Raw genomic sequence first — 16,402 nt, 5'->3', positions numbered from 1 at the left:
GTTAAAAAAGCCGTAGCATCAACAAGGTACGGGGAATCGCCGGCAACATCGAGCAACTCGCTGTCAGCAGATGGACATTTACTGTCAGCAAACACCGGCATCTTTTTAGAGAGTTGTTGCCCATGGCGCTTAACCTGCTAGGAGAAAGCCCGAACTCGCCCGGTAGCCTCCCTCACAGAAAGCATCTCACATCTTTCAGTGAAAAAACAAAAGACGGGGAGAGGGGAAAATCTCATGAGAGATTTTTATCTGCCGAGTCTCACTAGGCAAACCCTAGATAGAAAGAACAAGCGACACGGTATCTTTGATATAAAATGTTACATTCTCAAATTGCAATGATAGCTTCTTGCCGGTCTTTTTAACTGATAGCTTGATTATGGCAAAATCGTAAACCCTCGCGCCGAAAATCCAGAATTATTTTTCAGTTTCCAGAAAGCGACTACCACCAAAGCCCCAGCTTTTGGCAATTGATCAAGATTTGTCTGCAACTTAATTTACTAATTGTCTTGTTGCCAAATATACGCTTTCAGAGAGCGATCATCGTAATGGGTGGCGACTGCTGAACCGGCACCAATCGCTTCAAAGCCAGAGGCAGTAATCTTTCCTATCTCCAAGCGTTCCTTCAATGCCGGCAACCTATCCATTTTGCATCAGCTAGTTTGTCCATTAATTCCTCCACCCAGTTTATAATAAACTTATCAAACGGAAATTGTATAATTATTTCAGTACGCAAGACGGCAAATCCCAGTGCCAAAATTCACCGGCATTGTTGTATCACTCAGAATTTATCTCCCTATCGGAGATTTCCGATTAAAATCTCCAACCTCACAATGCTGAATCGTGCCGGTGCCCCCGTAAAATGGGCAAATGAACCCCAAGATGCAGGAGTCCATTGATGCGACCGCTCAACTTCGTCATCATCTTCGTAGTGTGCTTAGCGCTGGTTTTATTCAGCATCGAAAATACACAGCCGGCCACCATTCAGATTATCGAAGGTATCCAATTTCAAGCCCCAATTTCCATTGAACTGATTTTGGCGATGGGGATTGGAGCCGTTTTAGCTTGGCTTTTTGGTGTGTGGACTCGCTTGCAGCGGCTACTGGCAGCCCGCCAAGATATTCGTCAAATTCGTAAAAGAGATGACCGCATTCAAGAATTAGAGCAAGATATGGAACGCTATAAAGCAGAATTGCAAGACCAGCACCGGCTGCCTCCTGCCAGCGAACCCCTCACCACGAATGCTTCTCTCGCTCAGGAGGTGTCAACCACAGACGCCTGATCAGACACAAATGCGAGCCTGGGTGACGCCTTAGCATCACCGGCTGAACATGAGATCCACAAACTGGCCCAAGACTTGCCACTCCTTCCTGGCTGCTAGTGGCCAGCTTGCCGTTTCCAATCAAAAAATGAGATAATTTACGATTAATTAATTACCGAATCATTTCCCAGTATCTCCCCATCTCCCCTGATTCGCTGCTTCAATGTTAAAAAAACCCCCAAAAGCTCCCCCACTTCCCTTGTGTACTTTATGGGGCGCGGTAGCTGAATGCAGTTGTGTTAACTTAGCATTCGACACGAGTCTGTATGCGCGGATTTGAGATGAAGGTCTAATATATGACAGTTTCATTGTCCCCTGATGCAGCGAACCTCAATCATCGCGGCTCGTCTGCCCCAGAACTCGGCATTGCCCTGCTAATCGACCTAGCCAAACAGGGAGAAATTAACCCCTGGGATGTCCAAGTGATTGAGGTCATTGACCGCTTTTTAAGCGAACTTGCTCCAGTTCGCGAAGCCGGCCAACTTGAGCGGGAAGTCGCCCTATCGCAGTCAGGGCAGGCTTTTTTGTATGCCTCCATGCTGGTATTGCTCAAAGCCGATAGTCTGGCTCGTTCTTCCGAGCCGGAGGACGAGGCAGAACTGCTCGAAGATGACACAGAACTACTCGACGATACTGCACAGCGAGGGCCACTAAAGCTAGAGCGCCAGTTGCGGCGGCGTGCCGTTGCCCAGCCGCCGCAAAAACGCCGCGTCACCCTTCAGGAATTGATCGACCAGCTACAGCTGATGGCAGTAGCAATGGAAGATCGCCCCCGTCGGGCGCGTCCCAAAAAATCTAGCCCCAGATCCAGTGCCCAGGTCGCTCGTGCCATCACCCATCTGGCCCACCAGGAAAATCTTTCCGAAGTTGCCGGCGTCTTGGAGCGGTTTTTCCTCCAGAATTGGACTCAAATCTCGCAAGAACACGACTGGCTAGAGCTAGATCAATTGCTAGAGCGTTTGTCATCCGCAACCCAGCAAGCTGCCGATGAGTCACCCGTGCCGGCAGACACGAGCCGGCAAGAAATCAAGGAAAATGACCGGGTAGGCGTTTTCTGGGCGCTGCTGTTGCTGTCGGCTCAGTCTAAGGTCGAGTTAAGTCAAGAGGAATTCTACCAAGACTTGAAAATCCGGGCGCTTCCAGAATCGCTCCAGCTACCAGCCGCCGAAGTGGATGAAAGCATTAAACCGGCAAGTTGAGCGGCTGAAAAGGATGCATCAGCAGGCTGGCATCCACAGGATCTCAAGAAATGTGCATTAATGAGGAAAATAACTGGTAGCCTGTTGTTTGGAGCCGGCTGGACTGAACGATAAATTTCTAAATCAACGCATGACTTGCGCGTCCTTCGCTCCCATCGGCATTAAACGAACTGTAAACTATCAATTGACTAAATTGATTGGCCACGGCTTGAGAGAAAAACTTTTATGAAAGCCATGATTCTGGCTGCTGGGAAGGGCACCCGCGTCCGCCCCATTACCCAAACCATTCCCAAACCCATGATTCCCATCCTGCAAAAGCCAGTGATGGAGTTCTTAGTTGAGTTGCTACGGCAACATGGCTTTAACGAAATTATGGTCAACGTCAGCCATCTAGCAAATGAGATCGAGAACTATTTCCGAGATGGCCAGCGATTTGGGGTTCAGATTGCCTATTCCTTTGAAGGCAGAATTGTAGAAGGTGAACTCCTAGGGGAAGCCGTAGGCTCAGCCGGCGGGATGCGCCGCATCCAAGACTTCTCTCCCTTTTTTGATAGCACCTTTGTGGTGTTGTGTGGCGATGCTTTAATTGACCTGGACTTAACCGCTGCCGTCAAGTGGCACCGCGAAAAAGGTTCAATTGCCACAGTGGTTATGAAATCCGTCCCTAAAGAGGAAGTTCCTAGCTATGGGGTTGTGGTTACGGATGAAGAGGGCCGGATCAAAGCCTTCCAAGAAAAACCCAAAGTCGAAGAAGCCCTCAGCACCAGCATCAACACCGGCATTTACATTTTTGAGCCAGAAGTCTTGGATTACATCCCCTCCGGCCAAGAATTTGACATTGGTGGCCAGTTGTTCCCCCATCTGGTAAAAATTGGAGCGCCATTCTACGGCATCACAATGGATTTTCAATGGGTGGACATTGGCAAAGTTCCTGACTACTGGCGTGCCATTCGCGGCGTGCTGCTCGGAGAAGTCAAAAATGTTGCCATTCCAGGGCATGAAGTGAAGCCAGGCGTCTACACAGGTCTCAACGTCGCCATTAACTGGGACAAAGTCGAGATTGAAGGGCCGGTCTACATCGGGGGCATGACTCGCATTGAAGATGGCGCAAAAATTATCGGCCCAACGATGATCGGCCCGAATTGCTGTATTTGCAGTGGGGCAACCGTTGAAAACAGCGTGATTTTTGAATACTCGCGTTTGGGGCAAGGGGCACGGTTAATCGATAAATTAGTTTTTGGGCGTTACTGCATTGATAAAAACGGCGAAAACATTGACCTGGAAGCAGCCGCTTTAGACTGGTTGATTACCGACGCCCGGAAATCGCTGCCAGACCAACCGCCGGCGGAACGGCAAGTCATTGCCGAACTTTTAGGCACCGAAAACTTGTAGGGAATCACGAATAAATAGCGCTCAGATATCAGTGGCAACTGACACCTGAGCGCTATTGAATTAACAATTCCCCATTCCCTAGCTCGATAGATAGGTATACCCGCTCAAACTGCGCTCGTAATTTTGCAGCAGCATCTGGGATTCTTTCAGGGAAATCCGCCCTTCTTGCAAAGCTTGCTCAGTTTGTTTGCGGATACTTTCAACCAAATCTTCAGGATCGTACTGAACATAGCCCAGCACTTCCGTCATCGTGTCCCCCTTGACAACGTGTTCAATTTGGTATCCTTTGGGCGTCAGCTTGATGTGAACCGCGTTAGTGTCGCCAAACAAGTTGTGCAGATTGCCCATAATTTCTTGGTAAGCACCGGCAAGAAACATACCCAAGTAGTAAGGTTCGCCGGCTTTCAGGGGATGCAATTCTAACACCGGCTTGACCGCCTGAAGGTCAATAAACTGATCAATTTTGCCATCGCTATCGCAAGTCAGATCCGCCAGTGTGCCTCGCTGCGTCGGTTCTTCCTCCAGCCGGTGAATCGGCATAATCGGGAACAGCTGGTTAATCGCCCAACTATCAGGCGCTGATTGGAAGACAGAGAGGTTGATATAGTAAATCGACGCCATGATATTCTCTAAATCTTCCAAATCATCAGGCACATAGTCCTGCTGGCGGACAAGAGAAAGAATCTTTTCGCAACAAGCCCAGTAGAGACGCTCAGCTTTCGCGCGATCCCGCAGGCTGAGATAGCCAAAGTTAAAGATGCTAATCGCTTCTTCCTTAAACTGAATCGCGTCGTGGTAAGCCTCTTGGTAATTCTCCACGCCGATCGACTGGTAAGTTTCGTAGAGATTTCGCAAAATCAGGTGTTCTCGCTCTCCCAGCGGTGCCGGTGCCACAGACGGGACTTCACTTGTACCGAGCACATCAAAGACTAAAACCGATTGATGGGAAGCAATCGCCCGCCCGCTTTCGCTGATCAGCGTCGGCACCGGCAGCTGGCGCTCCTCACAAGCCTCCTTAACTTCCGCCACAATATCATTGGCGTAGTTTTGCATATTGTAGTTTTTGGAGGCGTGGAAATTGGTTTTAGAGCCATCGTAATCCACCGCCAAACCGCCGCCCACATCCAGATATTTCATATTGGCTCCCAACTTGGCCAACTCGACATAAATCTGGCTGGCTTCTCGGATCGCGTCTTTAATTACGCTAATTGAGGAAATTTGAGAGCCAATGTGGAAGTGCAGTAGCTGCAACGAGTTCAACAAACCGGCCTCATTGAGCTGATCGGCAGCCTGAATTATTTCGGGAATCGTTAGGCCAAATTTAGCCCGATCGCCGGTTGAGCCACCCCAGCGGCCAATTCCTTTACTACTCAGCTTGGCTCGAACCCCTAGCACCGGCTCGATCCCCAACTTACGGCTGGCTTCAATCACTAACTGCACTTCTTCTAGCTGCTCGATCACAATAATCGGCAACTGTCCCAATCCCTGCGCTAAGGTTGCAGTTTCGATATACTCCCGGTCTTTATAACCGTTGCAAATCAGCAGTGCCCCTGGGGTTTTTAAGGTTGCCAAAGCAATCAGCAACTCTGGCTTAGAACCGGCTTCTAAGCCAAACTGATGCGGTTGACCAAAACGCACCAAGTCTTCTAACAAGTGCCGGTGTTGGTTGCATTTCACCGGGAAAACACCGCGATAAACACCGGGATACTTGTAACGGGCAATAGCTTTGGCAAAGCAAGCATTTAACCGCTCAATCCGATCTTCCAAAATATCCGAAAACCGGATCAGCAAAGGCAGCCCTAAGTTACGCTGTTGTAAGGCTTCTACTAATTCACAAAGATCGAGAGAACCGCCGCGATCGCCCTTGGGTGATACCGTTACATGACCGGCAGCATTAATTGAAAAATAAGGCTCCCCCCAGCCGCGAATGCGATACAGTTCTTCACTTTTCTCGATTGTCCAAGATTTACGAGCGCTGGCTCGATTTGACGGCTTCCCATTGTGCAGTGGGGAGGATTCGATGCTCGTCGGCAACTCGATTGAGACTTCTTCAGTGCCGGCATCAGCGGTGGTTGGCTCCAAACCCATACTAGAAGTGTCCTCGCTTTTGACCTGTAGAGTGACAGTTTATCGCATTCATCCACAGCAAGCTGAGGGGAGAAAAGCCTTCATTCAATCTTTAGATGGCTTTCAGAAAGCTTTCTCAACCCTTTGTTAGAATACGACCCATCAGGTCTGCAATGAAGGACTGTTTTGATGGTTTACACACAATACGACTCGGAAGGCAACGCTTATGCAGAGGATGCCGAGGGGAATGTGTATATAGAGGATGCCGGGGGTAATGCCGAAGTAGTGGATGTTGCAGGAAATTATACAGCAGTCGATGCAGACGGAACGCTTTATACAGAAGACTCTCAGGGGAACATCGCAGCGATAGACGCCGAGGGCAATCTCTATTATCAAGACGCTGACGGCAGCTATTATGCAGAGTCTGCTGATGGAATTGTGCGTTATTCAGAGGGTGCCGACGGCAGCTGAGTCCCTGCAATTGCCTGAGTGCAAATCGCCCCCGCCGGCAAGAGCGATCCCCAGTCGGCAGGGGAAAATTAGTCAATTTAACGATTCGTAAAACTTACCCAAAGATTCGGCTTACAGGCAATGTTGGCTCTATTTATCAGCCTGTTTGCTAGAAAGCCGACTTATTGACAACCAGCCAAACTCACCTTTCACCGCCTTCAAACTCTAGATGTCAATGCAGTCGGTTGCTGAGCCAGCTTTCCGGCAGCCCTTTAAAATGTATTAATAGTTACAAGGCGTTGTAAATATTTGCTCTGCTTACCCGATTAACGAGGCACAATAGGACTAGAGAAGTTGAAAAGGGATAAAGCATGACCTCAGCCTGTAAGCGCCGCACTTAATGGTGGGTACATAAGATGACTTTTTATCTGGCTTTGTGAAAGTACAACTACCTGGGATCAACTCTTTAAAACTCTGAATGGTTATTTAATAGCTAGACTTAGACATAAGCTTCCAACAAAAAATTTTGTTGTTTAGTCTTTTCTTAAGAGGCGAGCTGACCGTTATCAAAATAAGTGAACAACGACTGAATCAGCGCGGTAAACGAATGAGCTATCTAACTTTGCCAAGTCAAATTATCCTCCATTTGACTTGGCCCAGAGTGTGTTCTCTAGTAGAAATTTTACAAACAGCCGTCGCCTCGAATGGTCGGTTGCGGACGTTATTGGCTGCCGGCAAAAATAGAGAACTTTGTCAGAGTTTAGCGCAAACCTGGTGGGAAGCCGCCCACAAAGCCCAACAAAGCCTTGATCCAAAACTGCTGGTGCGGCCTGCCGACAGCAGCAACCCTGTTCAGCCACTATCTACTAAAAAAGCCAACAACAGAGCCTCAAAAAATTCAGCCGGCAACCCAGAAGCGACCGGGACGCCTCAGTTGCCAACCTTCCAGTTAATTGATTTGGCTGAAGTGGAAGCAAGTTTAATCATATTGAGTTCTTATCTCAATATTTGGATTCATCTAGAGCCTGCCACAACAAGCCTCAAGTCACAACACCATCAGCAAATTCATCCTTCATTTTCCCTAGGGCAATCTTCAGAAACAGAGTTCTTATCTGCATCCGTAACAACCCCAATTTGGCAAGTTTCCTTAAACTTTGACCCACAAGTCATCGTCAATTTGCTCAGCACCCCAGCAGTAGCAGCGGCAGCACCTCATTGCTCAGGATTAAAAGCAACAGACCTTAACAATCACAGCAACGTGCTGCGCCGGGTTTGGTTACAACTCTTAGGAGTTGTCGGAGAAAATAGCGCTGATGTCACCGAAAACCTACAAGAAGAAACGATTAAGCGCAATCAAGAAACTGAAAAGTTAAACGTTAACAACTTAAAACAACAAACTTCACCCTTGCCTGATTCGCCACCTGTTTCACAAACTAAAATTCCAGGCAATCCTCACCCCTTAGCAGCCGGCATACCTCAGGCCAAATTCAGCCCGGATGAGAGCATTAACAACTTATTCTGGGAAGCCCCCATCGGCATTCTCTACGAAAGCCTCGATGGCGGTATCCTGAGTGCCAATCCAGCATTTTGTCGCCTCACAGGTTACACCCAAACCCAGTTGCGCCATTTAGATCGCCGATCAATTTCTCATCCAGAAGATTTTGCGGTTGAGGTGAGAGTCATTCAACAAATGCTGAACGGCGGCAGCAAACGTCAAACGCTTCGCAAACGATATCTGCGGCGGGACGGTTCCTTTGTCACAGCAGAAGTGGCAATGTCGCTGATTGGCGAAGAGGTAGAAGAAAGCTACTTGCTGAGTTTTGTCACAGACTTAAGCGAACACCAACGAGCTGAACTGGAGATCCAGCAGCGGCGGGAGCGCGAAGCCCTCTTAAGTGAAATTTCCGCTAAAATCCGTGCGACGTTCGATCTCGATGCGATTTTGCAAACAGCAGTCCAGCGTCTTAGACAGGCACTGGGTGCAGACCGAGTTTTAGCTTACCAGCTAGTTGACGATTCGTTAGTTGAGCTTAGCGTCTCAGCGCTTGCTCAGGTTAATCCAAATCTGTCAAGCAGTGGAATTTGTGTTGCTGAAGACGTTCTTGTTATTTATCCGACCCTTAAGGGGATGTCGTTCTCTGCAGATTGTATTCCCCTGCCTTATCTGGAAGCCTATCGCAACGGGCGTCTATGGAGTGTGACCGATGTTCGGACAGAAGAACTCGCCGAATGTCACCATAAAATGCTACAGCAAATGCAAGTTCGTAGCATGATGGCAGTGGCCATTCAACGTACCGAAGGCGCAGGGCATCGTAGCAACGGAAACTTTCAAGAAAATGGCTCCAGGCAAGATGCCGGCAATGCGCTCCGCCGGCCTTCCATTCCTCCGCTGTGGGGTTTGTTGGTGGTTCATCAATGTCAGGGTCCCCGACAGTGGACGGCTGACGAACAGCAGCTTTTGCAAGCAGTTGCCAATCAGTTGGCCATTGCCATTGAGCAAGCCAATCTGGTGCACCAACTGCAAGCTTACGCGCATGAATTGGAAAACCGGGTTAACCAGCGAACGCGCTCTTTAGAACAATCGCTGAAATTTGAGCAGCTGATCCGCCAGCTGACTGAAGCACTGCTGCAATCGCTGGGTGAAGACCAAATGCTAAAAATTGCGGTGGAAGGTTTGGCGAACACCCTTGGCGTTGATGGTTGTTATGCCAGTTTGTTTGATGAGCGGCAGGAAGTCTTTGAGGTGCGTTCTCAACACTTGATCGGCTCACTTCAACTAGCAGCGCCGCTGATTGGATCGCGTTCGTCTCTGCAAGATTGGCCTGAACAGTTCCGAAACCGACTCTTTGCCGGTCAACCCTGCATTCACGAAGTTCCGATGCCGCAAACCGAAAGTTCTAAGGTTGAGGATATACCGGGCGCACAATCCCTAGAGGCTGCTACGGTAGTGTCTTTGCTAATTAGTCCGATTTTGGATAACCAAGGCTTAATTGGGGTAGTGTGCGTGTTTCATACCACTCACCGCCGGTTTCAAGCAAAGGAAATGAACTTAGTAGAGCAGGTGGCTTCTCAGTGTGCGATCGCTATCCGTCAAGCGCGTCTATACCGGCAAGAACACGAACAGCGCCTCAGTGCAGAATACTTCCGCTTATTCTTAGAACAATCAACGGATGTCTTTGTCGAATATGACCGGCAGATGCGCTACCTTTCCATCAACCCAGCGGGAGCATCTTTTATCGGCAAACCACAGAGTGAAATTATCGGCCAAACCAACCGGCAGCTGTTAGGAACCGAAGCCAGTACGATTGAACCATTAATTCATCATGTGTTTAGCACCGGCCAAAAAGTTGTTTTCAATCACGAAATTTCCTTCCCCACCGGCACTCGCACATTTGAAACGGTTTACGCACCGATTACAGACGCCACCGGCACCATTCATCGCGTCATTGGGTTTGGTCAAGATGTCACGGAAATCAGGCAGCAGTGGCGGTTGCTCCAAGAACAAAATTACCAGCTTGCAGAAGTTAACCGTCTCAAAGAAGAATTCATTGCCACAACTAGCCACGAACTTCGCACGCCCTTGACTGCGGTTCTTGGCTTCTCCAGCGTGCTGCTAGAGGAATCTTTCGGCAAACTGAATCCTAAACAAATGTTGTATGTTGACCGTATTCACAGCAGCGGTGAACACTTATTAGAACTGATTAATGACATTCTAGACTTGTCACGAATTGAGGCAGATCGTCTGGAATTGGAGCCGCAACTTGTGTTTATCCGAGATATCTGTGAAAGTGTGATTAGCTTAATTCAAGAGCGAGTGATGAATCACGGTTTAAACTTGGACGTGGATGTAGAACCTGACTTGGAGTACATGGTTACAGATCCTCGCCGGTTGAAACAAATGCTGTTGAATTTGCTCACAAACGCCATCAAGTTTACCCCTCAAGGCAGTGTGGGTCTAAAAATCTATCGCACCCGCAACGAGATAAAAGAAGAGGGTGACTGTAACATTTTTACACCTGAAACCATTCACTTTCAAGTTTGGGACACCGGCATTGGTATTGATGAAGCTGATCAACTCCGGCTTTTTTCTCCCTTTTCACAAATCGATTCTTCTTTGTCTCGCAAGTATCAGGGAACGGGACTCGGTTTGGTGATTACTCGCAAATTAGCTGAACTCCACGGCGGTTCTATTACCTTAAAATCTAACAGTGGTCAGGGTTCGAGTTTCACGATTTCGCTGCCCCTACACCAATCTCCTGAGACATTAGCAAATATGCTTGGCAATATTGATCAGGCAAGTTTTGATACGGTTGTACACCTCGTTCAACATTTGCCAGAGGCTTTCCCGCCCGAAGAAAATTGAATGGGAAAAAGGATCAGTGAGAAGACACGGGGAAAAATTCCCCTAAACTGGTCACTTTTCTTTTTTCCCGCCGGCTAAGCACCTAAGCGCCGGCCTCGAATGGCTGACGGCAAACAGATAATATGATCGCCGTGGGTGTGAATGAATCCTGTTGTTCGCAATTTACCCATTAAGCGGGTAACCGTGACACGGGTAGAACCGATGGCGCTACCAATTTGGGCGTGCGTTAACGCCCAAGGCAGGCAGTAACCGGGTTCGTTGCCGGTTTTGCGAACTAACTCGCAAGGTTCCCCATATTCTTCCACCAACAGCGTGAGAAACCCTAAAAGCCGGTCGATGGTGCGCCGCTGTCCCAAAGTTGCCAGCCACAGCAATTTCCGCTGGTGCTGATAGCGAAACGCATCCATGACTTCGCGGCGGAAATGAGGCCAGTTGTCTAAGTCTTGCCAGTACATCCACACCACAGAAGTTTGATCGATATGGGCGTAGGCTTGGAGCTTAAACGGGGATTGGGCTACAATTTCAAACGGTTGGCCGGCACCCACGAATCCTAAAAATGCTTCTTCTGATGAATCTATGGAAGTTGAGTGAGACTTTGACTTGCCGGCAGCGGCACTCACTTGGGCAGTCCCCACCAGTCGCACAGCACCCCGTTGCACCAAATACAGCAGCTCAGATCGAGCTGGAATTCGCTCATCTTTACTAAATGTACGATAGCGATAGTGTTCCTCAGCCCAGTCGAGAATCAGTTGCCAAGTTAAAAATGGTCGAGAGACTTGTGACTGTAAGAATGAATGCATAAAAAAGGCTTTTGCAGAGCGGTGAAGACTTCAAAGACAGCGCATTTGTTGAACCCGTGTGAGGAAGTTACACTTCACTCATAAATTTCAAAAAATTGAGTAAAGAATCAAACTCCTTTAGGTTTAGCTGCGTTGTCTCTGTTTTATTTATAGGTCTTAAGGAAAAATTGAAGGTAGCAAAAAATACTTCTAACCTCCATAAATGTTTCAGGATGTTTTTGTTTGATTGGTTATTTGTGCTGAAAGTTCCAATGACAAGCTGGGATTGAGTCCGCCATTACTTAAGGATGCAGGTGAGTGAGTGTGAATTTTGATTTATCTGCTACTAAATTACCGGCTCTTAAGCGGTCGTTGGAGGGCCGGCTACAAGCTGCCATCCGGCTGCACGGCCCAACCTCCCAAACATTAGCCTCTGCTGCCTTAGAAGTTTTTCCAGAGTCTATAACCTTACTCCGGGCAAAAGATACAAATCGAATTCTGTACCTTTGTCCGATAGCGTTAAAACTGGCTAAAATCTGGCAGATGTCTGCAATGGATATTGCAACTAAAATTACAGCTTATTTATTACACATTGCCCCAATCAATGCCGGCAGCCTGGATTTTACTGTTCAAGCTGTCCCTCCCGGTTGGATTCATTTGCACCTAACAAACGCTGGCTTGGCGAACTGGTTGCAATGCCTTACTCAGGGGATAGATCCTTTCCCGCTTAAAGAATATCTGTTGGAACGAGAGGGAGAAGGGCAGGTGCAACAACCGGCATCGGTAATCTTATCCAAGCCAGGGATAGGGATAGCCGGCGAAAAAGGGAAACAGGGGGCAGATAAGTCCCAAGATGCTTTTCATTCTTCTAAAAGCCTTTTTGCTATTCAGTATGCTCACGCTCGCTGCTGCTCACTTCTGCGCTTGGCACATTGGGACGGCACGATCACCCTCAGCGCTCTCCATCCTGAACTCTGCTCCCCATTTTGGCATCTACTCGCCCCCAACCCTATCCCCTGGCTCAACGCTGAAGTCTTCCCCTCTCCCGCCCTACGGTTCGTGCAGCCAGCAGAATGGGGCTTAATTTCCCAGTTAGTTGACACCCTAGATGCTTTATCCTTGCCACCGGCAGATCACCGGCTCAGTGAGTGGCTGAAACTGGCGACTGCTTTGAGTACGGCGTTTGAGAGCTTCTACAGCGCTTGTCGGCTTTGGGGCGAGGTTAAAACTGAAACGCCACAACTTGCCCAAGCAAGATTGGGTTTGATCATGGCTACCCAATCGGTGCTGCGGTTAATTCTGCAAGACTTGTTCGGTGTTTGTGCGCCGGTGGAACTTTAAAGTTTTGATAATGAAATGAAAGCTGTTTGAATACTACTTTCTTAAAACTTAGTTTTAAAATCCTTAAAAGGATAGTAGGAAAGCGTTTGAGGATCAACCTTAGCTCCGATATACCACACCTATATCAGCCATTAATTTAAATGCATAATCTAAAATCTATGGTTGCGGGTTAAAACATTAATAAAAATTGTAATAAAAATATAAGAAGAGGGATTGACAAACGAAACGTACATAGGCTAGAGTTTCTCTTGTGTGAGGAGCGAACCAGCGAGGGCACCGAGACGAAACACGGCCAGTCGTCGGTGCCCTTTCTGCTGAGCACTTATAGCAAAAACGCCTCAATCGCTGCCGCTGCACCGTCTTGCTCGACGCTTGGAGCAACCCATTTAGCCACAGCCTTCACTTCTGCCGGCGCATTACCCATCGCTACACCAAGGCCGGCATAAACAAGCATTTCGACATCATTAAAGTTATCGCCAATCGTCATCACGCTAGAAGCCGGCAAGCCCAGTATCTCCTCAGCGAGGTAACGAACCGCTTCGCCTTTATTTACGGCTGGGTGAGTGGCTTCAAAAAAAGTGGCGACTGATTTGGTTAAGTAAAGCTCAGCCGGCGTGTAGCGTCCGCGCAACGTTCCTAGCAACTGGTCAATGACGGCGGGATCATCACACAGCGCTAAAATTTTGGTTGGTTCAATTGTCAGAAATTGACGCAAGTCCCCAACTGGAATGGGCTGTACGCCGGTGCGTTCGCCATAAGCGATGCTGGCTGGGGTGAGTTCGCGCACATAAAGCCGGTCATCCACATAACAGTGAATAGAAAGCAGGGATCGCAGTTCGGGCAACTCAAAATAGTCCAGCAGCTGTAACGCAAGTGGTTGAGAAACTCGCAAGTGCCGGTGAAGGTGTTGGGTTGCGGGATCTTTAATCAGCGCTCCCTGATAGGTTATTAAAGGGAGAGTCGAGCCAATTTCCTCATAGAAGCGTAAAGCTGAGCAGTACATCCGCCCAGTTGCAACTGCCACTTGGACACCTTTCCTCTGAGCTGCCTTAATTGCTTGCTTCACCGGCTCGCTTATTTCATTCGACACCCCGGCAATGGTGCCATCAATATCGAGCACTAAAAGTTGAATGTCTGTAGCATCAATACCGGCAGTATTTGCTCGGTTAACTGCAGATGTGATATCTATCATCTTTTGCATTCTCAAACGCGATGGGGACAAATCTTAAGTTTGGAATTCAGCCACCTCCCTCAGCACTCAGCATTCCCGAAATGGCCCATTAAACCGACAAGGACACGGTAATGCCGTGCCCCTGCAATTGGTCAGTGAATCACATTTTCAAGCTGCCGGCTAGCCAATGGTGGGGTAAATTGGTTGACTTCTATACTTGCCGACACTCCCCCACAGCCTATTGCTTACCCGTGTCGGCTACTTCATTTTTTGTTTAATGAACGTCATAATCTGAGTGATTTGTTTCTTCAAGCCATCAATTTCAGCCTGCATTTTGGCCATTTGCTGCTTCAGTGCCTGAACATCTGCAGAAGAATCACCTGAAGCTGCCGCTGCTGGTGCGGCTGCGCCTGCCGGCGCGGCTGCGGCTGGCGGTGCTTTTGGCGCAATCTTCATTGCCAATTTGATCGCCTCAATCAGCGTTTTCTTCTCAAAAGGCTTTTCGATAAAGGCAAAATGCTTAAACGGTTCCTGAATTTTCTCCGTAACTTCCTCTTTACGCCCCGACATTAACACCAGAGGAATGCTTCGTAGTTCAGCATTCGATTGGATCTGCTGAAACACTTCCCAACCGCTCACTTTAGGCAGGAGGAAATCTAACATAATCAAATTGGGGCGTGCCTGACGGATTAGCTTGAGTCCTTCTTCGCCATCTTTCGCTTCTAGGACTTCAAAGTTACCAGGCGGTAACATTTCTCGAACTCGCACCCGAATGACCTTACTATCATCGATAACCAGGATCTTGTGACTTGCCACGACTGACTCCTCTAGTGGTTGAGTGAAGGATTAAATTTAATGGTGACAGTTTTGTGACCTTGAAGCAGTTGAATCCTAGTTGAGGATGCAACCCCGATTAGACAAACTAGCTCAGGCCAAGGACGGAAGAAGAATCAGCAATGCCTAGCTGCGGTGCATCCAGCCCAGACCCGGTGAGTCACCCTACAACGAAGTAAAGTAGCGTCCTCGCTGCCCAACAAAATCACTCTGATTAGAGTTTTATACAACAGTAATAGCAGCGATACAATTTTTGAGCCGGCTATTTCCATTTTTCTGTATTTTGAAGTCTCGCTAAAAACGAGCTGAGTTCTTCATCCCCTAGCTTAATGCCCTATTGGAGCCAACAGCAAAAAAGCAACCTCACTTTTTTAGAGACACCCCACCGGCATCTCTTGAGAAAGGCAAAATATATCACAGTTATTGATGTTAGTAACCTGCCTGAAGGATTATAATGTCACGTTTATGCCTAACCAAAATCAGCAACCTTCTGTAACTCCATCTTCAAACAAACATCTGAGGGCAGAAATTGAAGCGATGCCAGAGTGGCTGCGACGCCCTATCGGTAAAGCCAGCCAACTTTCGACAGTTCAAAGAATTATTAAGCAGCGCCAGATCCACACCATTTGTGAAGAGGGCCGGTGTCCCAACAGAGGTGAGTGCTATTCACAGAAAACCGCAACATTTCTGCTCATGGGTCCAGTTTGCACCCGTTCCTGTGCGTTTTGTCAAGTGGATAAAGGTCATGCGCCGATGCCTTTAGATCCTGAGGAACCCCAGAAGGTAGCCGACGCCGTGCAGCAATTGGGCTTACGTTATGTTGTCCTGACATCTGTTGCCAGAGATGACTTGCCCGATAGCGGGGCCAGCTGGTTTGTGGCGACAATAGAAGCGGTGCGCCGGCTCAATCCCCAAACTGAGATTGAAGTGCTCACCGCCGATTTTTGGGGCGGTCATTCTGAGGAGATTCCACCGGCACAGCAGCAGCGCCAACGCATTGAGACAGTCGTTAAAGCAAATCCCGCCTGTTATAACCACAATATTGAAACCGTCAGACGCTTGCAGGGGCCGGTGCGCCGGGGTGCGAAGTATGAGCGATCGCTGGATGTGTTGCGGATCGTTAAAGAAATTAATCCCAGCATTCCCACCAAATCAGGGTTAATGCTGGGACACGGGGAAACAGAAGCGGAAATAATCGAGGCAATGAAAGATTTGCGAGAAGCCGGCTGTGATCGCATCACCTTGGGACAGTATATGCGTCCTTCTTTAGAACACCTGCCGGTGCAAAAATATTGGACACCCGAAGAATTTAGCCGGCTGGGCGAAATCGCCACAGAAATGGGCTTTTCCCACGTCCGATCTGGCCCATTGGTTCGCAGTTCGTATCATGCTGGGGAGAGGGAATAGGGGATTGGGCATGGGGCATGGGGAATGGGGGAGTTTTTAGTGCTGAGTGCTGAGGGGAGAAATGTTGCTGATTCCTCATTC

The 16,402-nt window shown here is 48.5% G+C and carries 13 protein-coding genes; 7 read left to right on the top strand and 6 right to left on the bottom strand.

What is annotated here, in order from left to right; translation table 11 throughout:
* Position 1 precedes the first annotated feature (1 nt).
* Positions 2-124 (bottom strand): hypothetical protein, encoded by a 123-nt coding sequence (locus H6F56_RS26690; protein ID WP_255513661.1) that lies wholly within the window; start codon positions 122-124, stop codon positions 2-4.
* Between the two features lie 373 nt (positions 125-497).
* On the bottom strand, positions 498-644 hold the full coding sequence (locus tag H6F56_RS01890) for a hypothetical protein (protein WP_190665144.1): 147 nt from the start codon (positions 642-644) through the stop codon (positions 498-500).
* Between the two features lie 251 nt (positions 645-895).
* On the opposite strand from H6F56_RS01890, the gene H6F56_RS01885 reads away from it, so the two are divergent.
* The 3 genes from H6F56_RS01885 (at position 896) to H6F56_RS01875 (ending at position 3,909) form a co-directional block, all read left to right on the top strand.
* The gene (locus tag H6F56_RS01885; protein WP_190665143.1) at positions 896-1,279 is read left to right on the top strand and encodes a LapA family protein; all 384 of its coding nucleotides are present in this window, start codon (positions 896-898) and stop codon (positions 1,277-1,279) included.
* A gap of 335 nt (positions 1,280-1,614) precedes the next feature.
* On the top strand, positions 1,615-2,517 hold the full coding sequence (locus H6F56_RS01880) for a segregation/condensation protein A (protein WP_190665141.1): 903 nt from the start codon (positions 1,615-1,617) through the stop codon (positions 2,515-2,517).
* A 225-nt stretch (positions 2,518-2,742) separates the two neighbouring features.
* On the top strand, positions 2,743-3,909 hold the full coding sequence (locus tag H6F56_RS01875; RefSeq protein WP_190665140.1) for a sugar phosphate nucleotidyltransferase: 1,167 nt from the start codon (positions 2,743-2,745) through the stop codon (positions 3,907-3,909).
* A gap of 78 nt (positions 3,910-3,987) precedes the next feature.
* On the opposite strand, the gene speA is transcribed toward H6F56_RS01875, so the two are convergent.
* Positions 3,988-5,997 carry a biosynthetic arginine decarboxylase gene (speA, locus tag H6F56_RS01870; RefSeq protein WP_190665138.1) on the bottom strand — a complete coding sequence of 670 codons (2,010 nt, stop codon included), beginning with the start codon at positions 5,995-5,997 and terminating at the stop codon, positions 3,988-3,990.
* 168 nt (positions 5,998-6,165) lie between these two features.
* Between speA and H6F56_RS01865 the strand changes: the two genes are divergently transcribed.
* Positions 6,166-6,447 carry a hypothetical protein gene (locus H6F56_RS01865; protein WP_190665136.1) on the top strand — a complete coding sequence of 94 codons (282 nt, stop codon included), beginning with the start codon at positions 6,166-6,168 and terminating at the stop codon, positions 6,445-6,447.
* Between the two features lie 586 nt (positions 6,448-7,033).
* The gene (locus tag H6F56_RS01860; RefSeq protein ID WP_190665135.1) at positions 7,034-10,789 is read left to right on the top strand and encodes a GAF domain-containing protein; all 3,756 of its coding nucleotides are present in this window, start codon (positions 7,034-7,036) and stop codon (positions 10,787-10,789) included.
* 74 nt (positions 10,790-10,863) lie between these two features.
* Here the strand turns inward: H6F56_RS01860 and H6F56_RS01855 are convergent, their stop codons facing one another.
* A complete protein-coding gene (locus H6F56_RS01855) occupies positions 10,864-11,589 on the bottom strand; it encodes a Crp/Fnr family transcriptional regulator (RefSeq protein WP_190665133.1) in 726 nt (241 codons plus the stop codon).
* A 297-nt stretch (positions 11,590-11,886) separates the two neighbouring features.
* On the opposite strand from H6F56_RS01855, the gene H6F56_RS01850 reads away from it, so the two are divergent.
* The gene (locus H6F56_RS01850) at positions 11,887-12,909 is read left to right on the top strand and encodes a DALR anticodon-binding domain-containing protein (protein ID WP_206753384.1); all 1,023 of its coding nucleotides are present in this window, start codon (positions 11,887-11,889) and stop codon (positions 12,907-12,909) included.
* A 322-nt stretch (positions 12,910-13,231) separates the two neighbouring features.
* Here the strand turns inward: H6F56_RS01850 and H6F56_RS01845 are convergent, their stop codons facing one another.
* Complete coding sequence (locus H6F56_RS01845) at positions 13,232-14,110, bottom strand: Cof-type HAD-IIB family hydrolase (protein WP_190665130.1); 879 nt, start codon at positions 14,108-14,110, stop codon at positions 13,232-13,234.
* Positions 14,111-14,338: 228 nt separating this feature from the next.
* Entirely contained in the window at positions 14,339-14,896 is a 558-nt protein-coding gene (locus tag H6F56_RS01840) for a response regulator (protein WP_190665128.1), read from the bottom strand.
* Positions 14,897-15,379: 483 nt separating this feature from the next.
* Between H6F56_RS01840 and lipA the strand changes: the two genes are divergently transcribed.
* The gene (lipA, locus tag H6F56_RS01835) at positions 15,380-16,321 is read left to right on the top strand and encodes a lipoyl synthase (protein ID WP_190665127.1); all 942 of its coding nucleotides are present in this window, start codon (positions 15,380-15,382) and stop codon (positions 16,319-16,321) included.
* Positions 16,322-16,402 lie beyond the last annotated feature (81 nt).

The sequence above is a fragment of the Microcoleus sp. FACHB-672 genome (assembly GCF_014695725.1).
Classification (GTDB): Bacteria; Cyanobacteriota; Cyanobacteriia; order Cyanobacteriales; family Oscillatoriaceae; genus FACHB-68.
Note: the sequence above shows the minus strand (reverse complement) of the source record. Positions and strands in the feature narration are given on the sequence as shown.

Excerpts from the sequence above, each read along its gene's own strand:
- H6F56_RS01855 (WP_190665133.1), bottom strand. The coding sequence starts at position 11,589 with ATGCATTCATTCTTACAGTCACAAGTCTCTCGACCATTTTTAACTTGG.
- H6F56_RS01875 (WP_190665140.1), top strand. The coding sequence starts at position 2,743 with ATGAAAGCCATGATTCTGGCTGCTGGGAAGGGCACCCGCGTCCGCCCC.
- H6F56_RS01865 (WP_190665136.1), top strand. The coding sequence starts at position 6,166 with ATGGTTTACACACAATACGACTCGGAAGGCAACGCTTATGCAGAGGAT.
- H6F56_RS01890 (WP_190665144.1), bottom strand. The coding sequence starts at position 644 with ATGGATAGGTTGCCGGCATTGAAGGAACGCTTGGAGATAGGAAAGATT.
- H6F56_RS01860 (WP_190665135.1), top strand. The coding sequence starts at position 7,034 with ATGAGCTATCTAACTTTGCCAAGTCAAATTATCCTCCATTTGACTTGG.
- H6F56_RS01845 (WP_190665130.1), bottom strand. The coding sequence starts at position 14,110 with ATGCAAAAGATGATAGATATCACATCTGCAGTTAACCGAGCAAATACT.
- H6F56_RS26690 (WP_255513661.1), bottom strand. The coding sequence starts at position 124 with ATGGGCAACAACTCTCTAAAAAGATGCCGGTGTTTGCTGACAGTAAAT.
- H6F56_RS01885 (WP_190665143.1), top strand. The coding sequence starts at position 896 with ATGCGACCGCTCAACTTCGTCATCATCTTCGTAGTGTGCTTAGCGCTG.
- speA (WP_190665138.1), bottom strand. The coding sequence starts at position 5,997 with ATGGGTTTGGAGCCAACCACCGCTGATGCCGGCACTGAAGAAGTCTCA.
- H6F56_RS01880 (WP_190665141.1), top strand. The coding sequence starts at position 1,615 with ATGACAGTTTCATTGTCCCCTGATGCAGCGAACCTCAATCATCGCGGC.
- lipA (WP_190665127.1), top strand. The coding sequence starts at position 15,380 with ATGCCTAACCAAAATCAGCAACCTTCTGTAACTCCATCTTCAAACAAA.